We start from the raw sequence: 13,952 nt of genomic DNA on the forward strand, positions 1-13,952 counted from the left end.
ATTAACATATCAATTTTACCCTTTTCCTATTTCTTGAAAAGGGTATTTTTTTTTCTTTATGAAAAGTTGGTTATATGTTTTAATTAGTTATATTTGAAATGATTACGAACCCCCAATTCTATCCTATGAAACAATTTTTAAAATTATCGATGCTTACTTTTATTGCAACTCACAGTGGTATTTCTGAAAAATACAATGATGCTTTAATTTCAAAAAATTCAGAAATAAATTTTGCAAAAACACAAAAAAGAGGAATTAAAAAAAACAACATTATTTATTATGTTGAAAACGATTTACAAACAATATCAGCCTACAAAAGAAGCAAATTAAAATGGCAGACCAATGTTATTTCTGTTTGCGGAGAACCAAAACGTGGAGAACCTCAAATAAGATATGTAGGTTATAATTCAGACAAACTGCTTATCGTTATGGGAAAACATAATTTTGCAGAAATTGACATAAATAGTGGTATTACAACACTTGTTGGTTAATAATTTGTTTAAATCCTAGAATTTTTAGTTGAAAGAAACAATTTTTTTTTAAAATAAACATTTACAATTTACTCTTTTTCAATTTTGGAAAAGGGTATTTTTTTTTGAGGTTTTGCATAATTTATTTTGCAGGTTTAATTGTTATATTTGGTATATGAAGAGACTTATCAATTTACCAATAATAGTAGGAATTATTCTTTTTGCTAGCTGTGAAAGGAAAATTACTGATTTAGAATTTGAGAAAAATGTTATGACTGAAATTTTTCCAAGTTTAATCGATTCAACTTGTCTTGATTTAAGATTATACACAAATTTTCCTCCTGAGTATGGAAAAGCAATTTATGATAAAACTGGTCATTACATTGGTGTTGACAGTACAAAAGCAACAAAAGAGCAAAAGCAAAAATTGTTAGAATGGAAAATCAATACGGAAAAAATTAAAAATGATACATCAAAAATTATTATTGCATTTGATCCAAAATTAAAAAACAACAGTCAAGATCTAAAAGAAGATTTTGAAAAACATTTTAAAAACTCAAAAATCTTCACACCAAAAGAAAAGATTGAAAGCGAATATTTATTCGAATTTAAAGACATAAGACTCAATAATAAATTTGTACTCAAGAATATTTCAGAATTTCCAAAAGAAAGAGACGCTATTTGGAATACTAAATATAATTTTGTCTTTTCTGGAGTGGTTTCATTTTCTAGAATACAGTTCGATAAAAATAAACAATTTGGAATTTTAGATGGAGGTTTTGTTTGTGGCGGACTTTGTGGACAAGGATTTAGAATTTATATTAAAAAAGTCAATAATAAATGGATTATTGATCAAGTTGAAGGCACTTGGATTGCTTAGTTTTTTATTCTCTTTTTAAAATTTCCAGAAAATGAAACTCATTGCTTGGAATTGCAACATGGCATTCAGAAAAAAAGCAGCATTTATTCTTGCTTATAATCCTGATATTGTCGTAATTTCTGAGTGTGAAAGTCCTGAAAAATTGAAATTTTCAAGCGAAGTACAATTGCCAAACGATATTCTTTGGTACGGCACAAATCCGCATAAAGGGCTTGGCGTTTTTTCTTATAGCGACTATAAATTTAAATTGCTGAATTGCCATAATCCCGATTTTAAAAACATTTTGCCCATTGCCGTAACTGGCGGAAAAGTTGATTTTACATTGTTTGCCGTTTGGGCAAATAACCCAGCTGATAAAGATGGAGCTTACGTAACTCAGGTTTGGAAAGCGATTCATTATTATGAAAATTTGATTCAAGAAAATAAAACGATTTTAATTGGAGATTTCAACAGCAATACTATTTGGGACAAACCACGGCGAGAAGGAAACCACACCGCCGTTGTAACAAAATTAGAAGCCAAGAAAATCTTTAGCACCTATCACAAATATTACAATCAAACGCAGGGAAAAGAAGAACATCCTACTTTATATTTGTATCGCCACGAAAACAAACCGTATCATCTTGATTATTGTTTTGCTTCGAATGATTTTATCGAAATCTTAGAAAGCGTAGAGATAGGAAATTATCAAGATTGGACAATTCACAGCGATCATAAACCATTAATAATCAACTTCAATTTATAAAAATGACCAACGCCTGGACAGACAGATGGAACGACCGCTACAGCAACGAAGAATTTGCATACGGCACAGCACCTAATAATTACTTAAAAGAACAAATAGAAAAACTAAATCCAGGAACTATTCTTTTTCCTGCAGAAGGCGAAGGAAGAAATGCTGTTTTTGCTGCAAAATTAGGCTGGAAAGTTGCTGCTTTTGATATTAGTGAAGAAGGAAAAAACAAAGCAATTAAACTTGCCGAAATTAATAATGTTGTAATAGATTATCAGGTTGGGGAATTAGAAACTCTAAATTATCAACCAGAACAATTCGATGCAATTGCTCTAATTTACGCACACTTTCCTGGAGAAATTAAATCGGCTATTCACAAAACCCTTGAAACTTATTTGCGTAAAAACGGTGTTATTATTTTTGAAGCCTTCAGCAAAAAACATTTAGAATATCTTGCTTTAAATGATAAAGTGGGCGGTCCCAAAGATATTGAATCTTTATTTTCAGTAGAAGAAATCAAAGCTGATTTTCCGAACTATGAAATCATCGAATTAGAAGAAAAAGAAATTGAACTTAATGAAGGTTTATTTCATAACGGAAAAGGTGCTGTGATTCGATTTGTTGGGAGAAAGAAATAAATTATACTCAGCGGTTGAGAATCACTTCTGAAGTCTTTACAAAAAAACTCTTCTTTATGGTCAAAAAATATTTAAAGCTATTTATCAGTTTAGTTATCATTTTAGCAATTACAATTGCGTATCTACTAAGTGATTTTACTGTAATGTATAAAAATGAAGAATTTGTAGATTTAACTCATAAAACAAAAGAAGCACAGAAAGAAAATCTTAAGGCATTTACTAAAATTTATGAAAAGATAAATACCAAAATGAAAGAACAAAAATGTCCCTGCGATCGAGCTACAGATTATATAGGTCCCTACCGACACGGATATTCTTTAACCAAATTATTTTATAAACTTAAAATACAGAGAGAATTTACACAAACAGATTGCTTTAAATATCTTCTCCTAAATACTGATTTTAAAAACTTTTATGGTGACTCTACCTATAAAACTTTCGGTGTAAAAGAAGCTTCAGAATTCTATTTCAATAAAAAAATTAACAAACTAAATGAAAAGGAAGTTTTAACTCTTATTGCAATGTTACAAAACCCCAGTCTTTATGATCCAATTCGGAATAAAAAAGTAGTACAAAGTAGAGTTCTGCTTTTGGAACATATGTTACATACACAAGACAAAAATTAAAACATAAATAAGTACTTTTACTTTATATTTTAGAAAGTAAAATATTTATGCTCCATAACCTCAGATCGCAATGCTGAAATATTCAAAATCCCAATTCGCTTTCCAACAGTTTTAATCAGCAATTCCTTTTTAAGATTTGAAAGTACACGAATAGCTTGTTCTTCGGTAGTTCCTGCAAAATCAGCAATTTCTTTTCTAGAAAGATCAATATCAATAAAGCCATTGGTCTGTCCAAATTTGCGGTGAATATAAAGCAATAAATCGATTACGCGCTCACGTACATTCATATGAGCAATTTTCCTGATATTATTTTCGCTTTTGTTCAGTTCATCAGCATAAAACAGCATTAAGGCATAGGTGAATTCAGGAACATTTTGCAGAATTTCGAGCATCGTTTCGTTACTAAAATTACACAATATTGTATCTTCAAGTGCATAAGCACCAATCAAATAACGTTTACTTCTTCCGAATCCGCGAAAACCAATTGTATCACCATTTTTTGTCAATCGCACAATTTGTTCACGACCGTTTATTCCGGTTTTTACCGTTTTTACTTTCCCGCTGCAAATAAAATACAGCCCATTTAATGGCGAACCCTCGGTAATAAACTGATTTGTTTTTTTACAGATAAAACTCTTTTTTTTAGCAACATAGTGCGTCATCTTTTCCAAATGCAAATGTTTCTTTATAAAACAATTTTCATTGGTACAGGTATAACAAATCGCTTGCTCTTCTTTCATGAGTTCCTAAATTTTACTGGATTGAAAACTAATTTGTTGTTCCTCATTTATTTCCATCAAAAATAGAAAATAAATTCTAAGAATAAGTATTTATACGTAAAAATACTTATTTTTGTAAAGAAACATATAAGTGATTCATTTAGAATTGTAGCATTTTCATTAATAGTATCTAAAAAGAGCAGTAATGCAAAACACCAAAATCAAAACTACTTGCTCGTATTGTGGCGTTGGCTGCGGTATAATCGTAACCAACGATGCAAAAAACGGTGTAATGGTAACGGGCGACAAAGACCATCCGGTGAACAAAGGAATGCTGTGTTCTAAAGGAATGAATTTGCATTATGTAGTAAATGATACATCAGACCGAATTTTATATCCTGAAATGCGAGGCAGTAAATCGTATCCGCTGGAGCGTGTAAGCTGGGACACTGCTCTTGAAAGAGCTGCTGCGGTTTTTACATCAATTATAAAAAAACACGGACCCGACAGCGTTGGTTTTTATATTTCAGGCCAATGTTTGACCGAGGAATATTATCTGGTAAACAAACTTGTAAAAGGCTTTTTAAAAACAAATAATATAGATACGAACTCGAGACTTTGCATGAGTTCTGCCGTTGTCGGTTATAAAAAAACTTTTGGAGAAGATTCTGTACCCATTGCGTATGACGATATTGAATTGGCTGATACTTTCTTGATTACAGGCGCAAATCCAGCGTGGTGTCACCCTATATTATTTAGAAGAATTGAAAAACACAAAGAGAAAAATCCAAAAATAAAAATTATCGTCATCGATCCGCGACGAACTGATACCGCTGCTTTTGCCGATTTGCACTTGCAGATTATTCCAGGATCTGATATTATATTATATCATGCCATTGCCAAACATATTATCGAAAAAGGGTATACAGATCACGATTTTGTTAAGAATCATGCGGAAAATTTCAAACAATATAAAGACTTAGTTTTAAGCACTTCGCTAGAAAAAGCATCTAAACTGTGTGGTATTTCTGTAAGCGATATTAAGCTCGCTGCAGCTATTATCGGGAAAGCAAAAGGGTTTATTTCGCTTTGGGCAATGGGACTCAATCAAAGCGCCGTTGGCGTAGATAAAAATACAGCTTTGTTGAATTTATCTTTATTAACCGGACAAATAGGAAAGCCAGGTTCTGGTCCTTTTTCGTTAACTGGACAGCCAAATGCCATGGGCGGACGCGAAGTTGGCGGTATGGCAACACTTTTAGCGGCACATAAAGACATTGCAAATCCAGAACATCGAAAAGAAGTTGCTGATTTTTGGGGCGTAAACGAAATCTCTGACAAACCGGGCTTAACGGCAACAGAAATGTTTGAAGCTTTAGAATCTGGAAAGATGAAAGCCATTTGGATTATCTGTACAAATCCATTAGTGAGTTTGCCTGATTCGCGTCGTATTGAAAAAGCGCTGCAAAAAGCCAAATTTGTAGTGGTTCAGGACATTTCGCATAATGCAGACACTTCAAAATATGCCGATCTATTATTGCCCGCTGCAGGCTGGTTAGAAAAAGAAGGCACAATGACCAATTCTGAACGCCGAATTTCTTATTTGCCAAAAGGAATAAATGCGCCGGGAGAAGCACTTCCGGATATCGAAATTTTAATTCGCTTTGCTAAAAAAATGAATTTCAGCGGCTTCGATTTTAATAGTGCCGAAGAAATTTATAAAGAACACTGTGCGCTTACTAAAAATACTAATATCGATATTTCATTTTTAAATTATCATCGTTTAAGAACCGAAGGCACTTTTCAATGGCCCGTTCCTGATTATGGACATCCGGGAACTCCTCGCCTTTTTACCGATAAAAAGTTTTATACGCCTTCACAAAAAGCCATTTTCAATTTACCAGCGCATATTGAAAATACGTCTGAACAGCCGAGTCCGCAATTCCCATTTATTTTAACCACGGGAAGAGTTCGAGATCAATGGCATACAATGACAAAGACTGGAAAAGTGTCAAGATTAATGACGCATACACCAAGTCCGGTTCTCGAAATTAATCCGATTGATGCCTACAAATCCGACATAAAAAATGGCGATATTGTTATTGTTTCCAGTAAAAACGGAGAAGTTCGTGTAAAAGCCAAAGTGACCGATTCGATCAAAGAAAAAGTCGTTTTCTTGCCGATGCATTGGGGAAAACAACTTGAAAATGATTTAAATCGAACGAATAATTTAACCAATACAGTTGTTGATCCCATTTCTAAAGAGCCTGATTTTAAATACACAACCGTAAATATTACCAAGTATGTAAAACCTTTCCAGAAAATTGCAATTGTGGGTGCGGGCGCAGCTTCTTTTCGATTTATTCAAAATTATCGTGAATTCAATTCAACTGACGAAATTATTGTTTTCTCTAATGAAATAAATCCGTTTTACAATCGCGTTTTGCTCCCAGAATACATGACTGGCGAATTTTCCTGGGAACAATTATTAAAAGTGAAAGATGGAGAAACTTTAAACAAACTCAAAATTACCATGAAAGCGGGTGTCGCGATTGATAAAATCAATACAAACGAAAAAACAATCACAGACAGCTTAGGAGATACCCATACTTATGATTCATTGATTTTATCAACCGGAAGCAGGCCTTTTGTTCCTGAAAATGCACAGCTTCATTTGCCAGGCCGATTTACAGTTCGCAGAAAAGAAGATGCAGACCGATTAAAAAAACATTTAGACAGTACCAATTTACCGCCAGAAGAACAGCATGTTGTAATCATTGGCGGTGGTTTATTAGGATTAGAATTAGCGGCAGCATTAAAACATAAAAAAGTAAAAACTACTATAATTCAAAGAGCGTCTCGATTGATGGAACGCCAATTAGACCGAATTTCCAGCAAATTATTAGCCGAGGAAGTACAGCTTCGTGATATACAGATTTATTTTGACAATGAAGTAAGTACTGTTTTTGAAACCAATAATCCGAATGAGATTGAAATCGCATTAAAAAGCGGGAGAATTATTACTGCAAATGCTATTGTTTATACGATTGGAACGATTCCGAATATTGAAATTGCACGCGAAACTGGACTTGCCTGCGGTCGCGGTGTAAAAATAAATCAGTATTTACAATCTTCGAATCCGGATATTTTTGCAATTGGAGAAATAGCAGAATTCAATAATAAATTGTTCGGAATCACTTCTGCAGCTGAAGAACAAGCAGATATTTTAGCCAACTTTTTGGCAGGCGATATCAGCAGTTTTTACAAAGGTTCTATTTTAATGAATATTTTAAAATTAGAAGATATTAATTTATGCAGTATTGGTGATATTGAAGTTCCAGAAAACGACGATTCATACGAAGAGATTGTTTTTGCCGATTTGAAAAAGCGTTATTACAAAAAATGCATCGTGAAAGATGATTTGCTAGTTGGAGCGATTTTAATGGGCGATAAAAATGAGTTTGCCGAATTTAAAACCATGATCGAGAGCAAAATCGAATTATCAGACAAACGAAATTTTCTGCTAAGAGGAAGCTCAAACGCAAAACCTGTTTTAGGAAAATTAGTATGTTCTTGCAGTCAAGTCGGAGTTGGAAATATAGAAGAAGCAATTAAAAGTGGTAACCATAATTTTACTGATTTATGCAAAAACACCGGTGCTGGATTAGGCTGCGGAAGCTGTAAAACTGAGGTTAAAGAGATACTGGCGAAATGCAGATAAGTTTTTTTGTTTCAGATTTCAAGTTTCAAGTTGTTGGAACGTGCACCTGAAACCTGAAACTTGAAACCTGAAACTTGAAACCTGAAACTTGAAACCTGAAACCTGAAACTTGAAACCTGAAACAAAAAAAACAAAATGGAACTAACAAGATTAATAGTAAAAGGAGGTGTTATTTCGCCAGGAGAACTAAGAGAAGTAGTTAATATGGCGTTGGATCAAGGTTTAGATTCAATTTCGTTTGGTTCTAGACAAGATATTATTTTCCCCAAAGGATTAAAATCTGTTGACAAAGAGAAACTTGGGAAATATCATTTTGTTTTTCCGAATGAGAAAAGCGGGAATAATATCGTTTGTTCGTATGTTTCAACAGATATTTTCAGAAATACGGGTTGGTTAACTGGAAATCGGTATTTGTACATTTTAGAACAGTTTAAAGAACAGCCAAAACTAAAAGTAAACATTACAGATCCAAAACAGCAATTGGTTCCTTTGTTTACTGGGCATCTTAACTTCATAGCTTCAGAACATGAAGATTATTGGTATTTATACATTCGTTTGCCAAAATGGGAACGTATGGAAGTATACCCGGTCTTAATTTACAGCTGGGATATTGCCAAATTTTACTATGAAATTGAAAAAATTATAGAGGAAGAAGCTTGTGGCATCGATATGCTTTTTAGTTTAGTAAGCGAAATTTTAGACACTAATAATAGAACGATCGATAAACCTTTAAATATTCCTTTTTATCCTTTTCCATATTACGAAGGCATGAACCGAATGGGAATTGATCAATATTGGCTGGGTTTGTATTGGAGAAATAATTTATACGATTTAGCTTTTCTCAAAGAAATGTGCGATTTGTGTTTTGACTGCAAAATTGGAAAAATATGCATAACGCCTTGGAAATCATTTATTGTAAAAGGAATTCCGAAAGATCGAAAACTAGAATGGGAAAAATTTTTAGGTAAAAAAGGAATCAATGTTCGTCATTCATTATTAGAGTTAAATTGGCATTTGCCAGTTGCAATAGAATGGGCTTTGAATCTTAAAACTTTCTTAGTTCGAACACTAGATCAATTCGACATCAGCACTTATGGATTGACTTTCGGTTTATCTGAATACAATCGAGATGGACATTATTTTACTTCGATTGTTGTCGAAAAAAACGAATTGCCAGCGGTTTTAGAATCTATTAAAATAAGAGACACTTATAATATTTTATTTGCAAAGAATTTCGATCCGAACACGCGCGAATATATTGTGCATTCACAAGACATAGACAAACTCGAATTGCCAACAATCTTAATTGAATTAAGCAGGAAATATTTCGATGAGCTTGGAAATTCTGTTTCAGAAACAACAGAAAATCAACAGAAAAAAGAAAAAGCGCAACTCGATATTTATCAATGTCAAGAATGCTTAACTCTTTATAAATCAGAATATGGAGATGAAAGCCAAGGTATTCCGAAAGGTATTTTATTTACTGATTTGCCAGAAACCTATTGCTGTTCGCTGTGTGAAGCACCAAAAAGTAATTTCAAAATTTTAGAAATTGCAGAAAATTAAATAAAACTTATCCTGACTTTTATTAGGAATTAATTTTACCGAGGCATTGGGATCAACACAAAAAATGTTCGTCTCATTTGGCTGTGGCATTTGTTTTCAAAAAAAAAGCAACAAATACCATGCTTTTATCTATAAAGTATTCACTTCGTTTTTTCGTGTAGAATTGTTAAGAGATTTTACTTTTTAATTTCACACAAATACTTAAGTAATTAAAATTCAAATAGTTAAATTTAATTATTAGAGAAAAACTTAACATTGGAAGACTTGTTTTATAATTATCTTTACTTAACTATAAGTTAACAATTTAGTTACATTAAACGATATCCTCATTTAAAAGCACCTTAATATGGAAAACAATAACGAAGAAATTACCCCTGAGAAAATCGATTCAACAACATCTGACAATAGTCAGCCTGTTGCAGAAAATAAAAATAATCCGGCAATAAAAACAACAGTTCGTAAAGCTCCTGTAAAACCGACAACTGCAAAAGCTCCAGTAGCTTCTGTTACTAAAACCACGGCAACTACTACACCAAAACCACCTGTGGCACGAAGAACGACAGCAAAAAAGGTTTCAGCTCCCGCAGCAAAACTAGATCCAAATAGTCCAAACAGTGAAACACCAAAAAATGAATCACACCCGGAAAGTATAAATGAAGTAGTAGCTGCATTAGAAACTGCTAAAAATAAATCTGATAAAAAGAAGAAAAAAGTGAAAGACAAAGAGAAAGAAAAAGCGAAAAAGAAATTAGCAAAGAAAAAGGACGAAGCTAAAAAGGACAAAAAGAAAGAAAAAGCTAAAAAAGCAAAATTAAAAGCTGCCGCTAAGAAAAAAGAAAAAGCTAAAAAAGCGAAAGATAAAGCGAAAGCTAAAAAAATAGCAAAAAAGAAAGCAAAGTCTAAGAAAAAGGCAAAAGCTAAAAAGAAAAAATAATATTTGTAGAAAGGTTTGACTTGAAAAAGTTGAACCTTTTTATTACTTAAAACCATCAATCGTGTAGTTTGTCATTCCAAGGAATGACAAAAACTATGAGCATTATCCGCCAATCGCAATCATACTGCGGTTATCAAAATGCAATGCTGGATCATCCATTTCAGAAACGGTAACCATTCCGGCTCTTACTTTCTTTTTATTTTTAATTGAATCTGAAATTAAATTCGTGATCGACTCGCCATTTCTAAAAGGCGTAAGCAAATCGGTTTCTGCATTCGAGAAAAGGCAATTTTTAATTTTGCCGTTTGCCGTCAAGCGGATTCTGTTGCAGCCGTCACAAAACGGGTTTGTGATTGAACTTATGATTCCGAAATTACCTTGAAAACCTTTTATTTTATAAGTTCTTGCTGTAAAGTTTTCTTCGTCTTCTAGTTTTTGTATTTTATCAGATGAAAAAGTATTTTCGACTTGAAACAATATTTCGTTTTGAGAAACCATTTTGCTTCTGTCCCACTCGTTTCCGGCAAAAGGCATAAACTCGATAAAACGAATTGAAATGGGCAAAAACTGCGTTAACTTGACAAAATCTAAAATTTCATTTTCATTAAAGCCTTTAATCAAAACCACATTTACTTTTACCTCAAAATCATTATTTAAAAGCAAATGAAGATTGTCGATAACCTTTTGAAACTGATCTCTAAGTGTTACAGTGTGAAATTTAGACGAAACGAGAGTATCTAGACTCAAATTGATTTTTTTGATTTTAAATTGCTTTAAAACAGCAATATGACGATCAATTAAAATTCCGTTTGTAGTAATGGAAAGCGAAACTTCAAGAGAAGCTAATTTCGAAATAATTTCCGGAAAATCTTTTCGGAGTAAAGGTTCTCCGCCAGTCAATCTGATTTTATCTACTCCATTTTCTACGAAAGTCTGGGCGATGCTAAAAATTTCCTCAGCAGTCATTAAACTGGCTTTAGGAGACAATGCGATTCCGTCAGCAGGCATGCAATACGTACAACGCAGATTGCATTTTTCTAACAGCGAAATACGCAAATAATTGTGTTTTCGCCCAAAATCATCCGTCAAAATGGCTTTAGAGGCTGTCATGATTTTTTCCTTTTAAAATATGAAAAACGTGCATCACATGCGGAAAAACGGCATCCATAGATTCTCTGGCTCCGTTTGTTGATCCTGGCAAAGCCAAAACCAAACTTTTTCCTAATGTTCCTGCAATGCTTCTTGATAACATAGCGTACGGCATTCTCTGCTGTCCATAATTTCGAATTGCTTCTTCGATTCCTGGAATTCTGCTTTCTAATAATGGCGACAAAGCTTCGGGCGTAACGTCTCTTGGAGATAATCCAGTTCCTCCGGTAAATATAACCAGCTGGTGCTCTTTGGCGAAAGCCTTAGCTCTTTCCTGAATACTATTAATTTCATCAGGAATAATTTCGTAATGCGCCGTTTCAACCCCGAACGAATTTAATTTTTCGACGATAATTTTTCCTGAACGATCTTCTTTTTCTCCAGCAAAAATTGAATCAGAACAAACAAAAACTGCTGCTTTTATTGTAGTTGGAAATTTATTTTTAAAAGACGATTTTCCACCTTCTTTATTAATTAATTTAATCGTTGCAATTTCGATTTCTTTATCAATAGGTTTCAGCATATCATACATTGTCAATGCAACAATAGATGCGCCGTGCATCGCTTCAACCTCAACTCCGGTTTTATAAACCGTTTTTACATTGAAAATAATATGAATTTCTAAACCTTCAATTTTATATTCTACCGATGTAAATTCAATTGGAATCGGATGACAATCCGGAATTGACAAATGTGTGTTTTTTACCGCAAATAATCCGGCTGTTTTTGCCATTTCGAACACGTTTCCTTTCGGAACTAAATTATTTACAACAGCATCAATCGTTTCTTGTTTGCTGACTTTGACGATTGCGGTTGCAGTTGCAGTTCTTAATGTACTTATTTTATGCGTAATATCTACCATTTTATTTTGTTAGGTATTTTGTTTCCAAGTGAATGTATCGTTTTCAAACATTTCTTTTCCAAAAATCGGCACATCAGTTTTAATCCAGTTTACGATGGCTTCTGTTGCTTCATAAACTTGTTTTCTGCGTGTTGCCGAAACAAATACGAACAAACAAATTTCGCCCGCTTTCACAACACCTAAACTGTGATAAATGTGCATGCAGGTTAAGTCGAATTTAGCAAAAGCTTTTTCTCGAATCGCGTGCAAAGCTTCATTTGCCATATCCGTATAAGCAGAATAATCAATCGCGACAACGGTATTATCGTGAATCACATCTGCGCGAACTTGTCCTAAAAAAATATTATGCGCACCAATTGTGTGTTTCGATTGATGTTTAGCAATCGATTCGGCTATAAATTCAGGAACAATTGGTCCTTCTACAAATACATTTTTACTCATTTTTTATTTTATTCGAAAAAATTATGAATTATTGCTCTTTTCAGATTTTGCAAAAGTTAATCTCTGAATTCTTTACATTATCAATCTGATTCATCTGCGAGAGAATAAAAATCTTTTACTTTTTAAATCTACTGTTCGATTTTTATTTCTTCCTTTAAAAATTGCTTCAGTTTTAAAACCCCGCCAGCAATACTTTTTACATTTTTAAATTGATGTTTCTGAAGCAATTCTACTGCGGTTTTACTTCTAATTCCAGATTGGCAAAAAACGTAAATTGTTTGGTTTGTATTCAGTTTTTCAATTTCGTTTTCTAGATTCATCAACGGAATCTGAATACCATTTTTGAAATTTACTTTTGGAAATTCATCTTCGTTTCTAACATCTAAAAAGAGAACTTCATCAGCATCAATTTCATTTAAAACAGCTTCTGAAGAAATTTCTTGAACATGATTTTTATCACTATTATATTTCTTGTGAAATTCAATTTCATTCATTTCAAAAGCCTGATTCTTATCAAAGTCATACTTTTGCTGCTCATTATTTAAAATACTATAAACCAGTATTTTACCGTTCAGCACCTCTCCTATTTCTAGAATCATTTTTATAACTTCATTTGCCTGAAGCATTCCTATAATTCCAACCGAAATTCCGATTACTCCTGCATCTTCACAGTTTAATACCTTGTTATTTTCTTCCGGATACAAACATCTATAGGTAGGTCCATCTTGATAATTAAAAACTGAAACTTGACCTTGAAATCTAAAAATAGATCCGTAGACCATTGGCTTTTTTGTAATTAAACAAGCATCATTTATTAAATATTTTATGGAAAGATTATCTGTCGCATCAACAATAATATCATAATTTTCAAATAACGAAATGGCATTTTTTCCTGATAGTTTTTCTGCAATTGCATTAACTTTAATTCCTGGATTGAATTCCGAAATCATTGCTTTGGCTTCTTCAACCTTATATTTTCCAACAGCCGAAGTTTTATAAATTACTTGTCGCTGCAAGTTTGAAAGTTCGATAACATCATGATCAACAATCCCTATTTCGCCAACTCCAGCAGCAGCTAAATAAGGTAAAACAGCAGCACCTAAACCGCCTGCCCCAATTATCAAAACTTTAGCTTTAGCTAATTTACGCTGGCCATCCTCTCCTATTTCAGGAAGTATAATTTGTCTGTTATATCGAGTTGATGCATTCATAA

Annotated in this window: 13 protein-coding genes; 8 read left to right on the forward strand and 5 right to left on the reverse strand. The window is 33.1% G+C overall.

Going from position 1 to position 13,952, the window contains the following annotated elements:
* The first annotated feature begins 125 nt into the window (after nucleotides 1-125).
* From IR010_RS11715 to IR010_RS11735, 5 genes are all read left to right on the forward strand, one after another.
* Nucleotides 126-491, forward strand: a complete 366-nt coding sequence (locus tag IR010_RS11715; protein ID WP_029273036.1) for a hypothetical protein — start codon at nucleotides 126-128, stop codon at nucleotides 489-491.
* 154 nt (nucleotides 492-645) lie between these two features.
* Nucleotides 646-1,350, forward strand: coding sequence for a hypothetical protein (locus IR010_RS11720; RefSeq protein WP_029273035.1), 705 nt, complete (start codon nucleotides 646-648; stop codon nucleotides 1,348-1,350).
* Nucleotides 1,351-1,381: 31 nt separating this feature from the next.
* Nucleotides 1,382-2,095: an endonuclease/exonuclease/phosphatase family protein gene (locus IR010_RS11725; protein WP_194604008.1), complete on the forward strand. Its 714-nt coding sequence runs from the start codon at nucleotides 1,382-1,384 to the stop codon at nucleotides 2,093-2,095.
* A gap of 2 nt (nucleotides 2,096-2,097) precedes the next feature.
* Complete coding sequence (locus tag IR010_RS11730; protein ID WP_194604010.1) at nucleotides 2,098-2,721, forward strand: class I SAM-dependent methyltransferase; 624 nt, start codon at nucleotides 2,098-2,100, stop codon at nucleotides 2,719-2,721.
* A 56-nt stretch (nucleotides 2,722-2,777) separates the two neighbouring features.
* Nucleotides 2,778-3,347, forward strand: coding sequence for a transglycosylase domain-containing protein (locus IR010_RS11735; protein ID WP_194604013.1), 570 nt, complete (start codon nucleotides 2,778-2,780; stop codon nucleotides 3,345-3,347).
* Nucleotides 3,348-3,376: 29 nt separating this feature from the next.
* Here IR010_RS11735 and IR010_RS11740 read toward each other — a convergent pair whose 3' ends face one another.
* Complete coding sequence (locus IR010_RS11740) at nucleotides 3,377-4,087, reverse strand: Crp/Fnr family transcriptional regulator (protein ID WP_194604015.1); 711 nt, start codon at nucleotides 4,085-4,087, stop codon at nucleotides 3,377-3,379.
* A 184-nt stretch (nucleotides 4,088-4,271) separates the two neighbouring features.
* Between IR010_RS11740 and IR010_RS11745 the strand changes: the two genes are divergently transcribed.
* The 3 genes from IR010_RS11745 (at nucleotide 4,272) to IR010_RS11755 (ending at nucleotide 10,287) form a co-directional block, all read left to right on the forward strand.
* Nucleotides 4,272-7,787 (forward strand): nitrate reductase, encoded by a 3,516-nt coding sequence (locus tag IR010_RS11745; RefSeq protein WP_194604018.1) that lies wholly within the window; start codon nucleotides 4,272-4,274, stop codon nucleotides 7,785-7,787.
* A gap of 135 nt (nucleotides 7,788-7,922) precedes the next feature.
* Nucleotides 7,923-9,353: a rubredoxin gene (locus tag IR010_RS11750; protein WP_194604021.1), complete on the forward strand. Its 1,431-nt coding sequence runs from the start codon at nucleotides 7,923-7,925 to the stop codon at nucleotides 9,351-9,353.
* A 346-nt stretch (nucleotides 9,354-9,699) separates the two neighbouring features.
* Nucleotides 9,700-10,287: a hypothetical protein gene (locus tag IR010_RS11755; protein ID WP_194569174.1), complete on the forward strand. Its 588-nt coding sequence runs from the start codon at nucleotides 9,700-9,702 to the stop codon at nucleotides 10,285-10,287.
* Between the two features lie 102 nt (nucleotides 10,288-10,389).
* Here IR010_RS11755 and moaA read toward each other — a convergent pair whose 3' ends face one another.
* From moaA to moeB, 4 genes are all read right to left on the reverse strand, one after another.
* Nucleotides 10,390-11,397: a GTP 3',8-cyclase MoaA gene (gene moaA / locus IR010_RS11760; RefSeq protein ID WP_194604025.1), complete on the reverse strand. Its 1,008-nt coding sequence runs from the start codon at nucleotides 11,395-11,397 to the stop codon at nucleotides 10,390-10,392.
* Nucleotides 11,384-12,298: a bifunctional molybdenum cofactor biosynthesis protein MoaC/MoaB gene (gene moaCB, locus IR010_RS11765; RefSeq protein ID WP_194604028.1), complete on the reverse strand. Its 915-nt coding sequence runs from the start codon at nucleotides 12,296-12,298 to the stop codon at nucleotides 11,384-11,386. Before moaCB ends, moaA begins: the two co-directional genes overlap by 14 nt.
* A gap of 9 nt (nucleotides 12,299-12,307) precedes the next feature.
* Nucleotides 12,308-12,739 (reverse strand): molybdenum cofactor biosynthesis protein MoaE, encoded by a 432-nt coding sequence (locus tag IR010_RS11770; protein ID WP_194604032.1) that lies wholly within the window; start codon nucleotides 12,737-12,739, stop codon nucleotides 12,308-12,310.
* 128 nt (nucleotides 12,740-12,867) lie between these two features.
* Nucleotides 12,868-13,950, reverse strand: coding sequence for a HesA/MoeB/ThiF family protein (gene moeB, locus IR010_RS11775; RefSeq protein ID WP_194604035.1), 1,083 nt, complete (start codon nucleotides 13,948-13,950; stop codon nucleotides 12,868-12,870).
* Nucleotides 13,951-13,952: the final 2 nt, after the last annotated feature.

The organism is Flavobacterium sp. MR2016-29, assembly GCF_015350695.1.
Classification (GTDB): Bacteria; Bacteroidota; Bacteroidia; order Flavobacteriales; family Flavobacteriaceae; genus Flavobacterium.

Coding starts and splice junctions, on each gene's coding strand:
- IR010_RS11715 (WP_029273036.1), top strand. CDS start 126: ATGAAACAATTTTTAAAATTATCGATGCTTACTTTTATTGCAACTCAC.
- IR010_RS11720 (WP_029273035.1), top strand. CDS start 646: ATGAAGAGACTTATCAATTTACCAATAATAGTAGGAATTATTCTTTTT.
- IR010_RS11725 (WP_194604008.1), top strand. CDS start 1,382: ATGAAACTCATTGCTTGGAATTGCAACATGGCATTCAGAAAAAAAGCA.
- IR010_RS11730 (WP_194604010.1), top strand. CDS start 2,098: ATGACCAACGCCTGGACAGACAGATGGAACGACCGCTACAGCAACGAA.
- IR010_RS11735 (WP_194604013.1), top strand. CDS start 2,778: ATGGTCAAAAAATATTTAAAGCTATTTATCAGTTTAGTTATCATTTTA.
- IR010_RS11740 (WP_194604015.1), bottom strand. CDS start 4,087: ATGAAAGAAGAGCAAGCGATTTGTTATACCTGTACCAATGAAAATTGT.
- IR010_RS11745 (WP_194604018.1), top strand. CDS start 4,272: ATGCAAAACACCAAAATCAAAACTACTTGCTCGTATTGTGGCGTTGGC.
- IR010_RS11750 (WP_194604021.1), top strand. CDS start 7,923: ATGGAACTAACAAGATTAATAGTAAAAGGAGGTGTTATTTCGCCAGGA.
- IR010_RS11755 (WP_194569174.1), top strand. CDS start 9,700: ATGGAAAACAATAACGAAGAAATTACCCCTGAGAAAATCGATTCAACA.
- moaA (WP_194604025.1), bottom strand. CDS start 11,397: ATGACAGCCTCTAAAGCCATTTTGACGGATGATTTTGGGCGAAAACAC.
- moaCB (WP_194604028.1), bottom strand. CDS start 12,298: ATGGTAGATATTACGCATAAAATAAGTACATTAAGAACTGCAACTGCA.
- IR010_RS11770 (WP_194604032.1), bottom strand. CDS start 12,739: ATGAGTAAAAATGTATTTGTAGAAGGACCAATTGTTCCTGAATTTATA.
- moeB (WP_194604035.1), bottom strand. CDS start 13,950: ATGAATGCATCAACTCGATATAACAGACAAATTATACTTCCTGAAATA.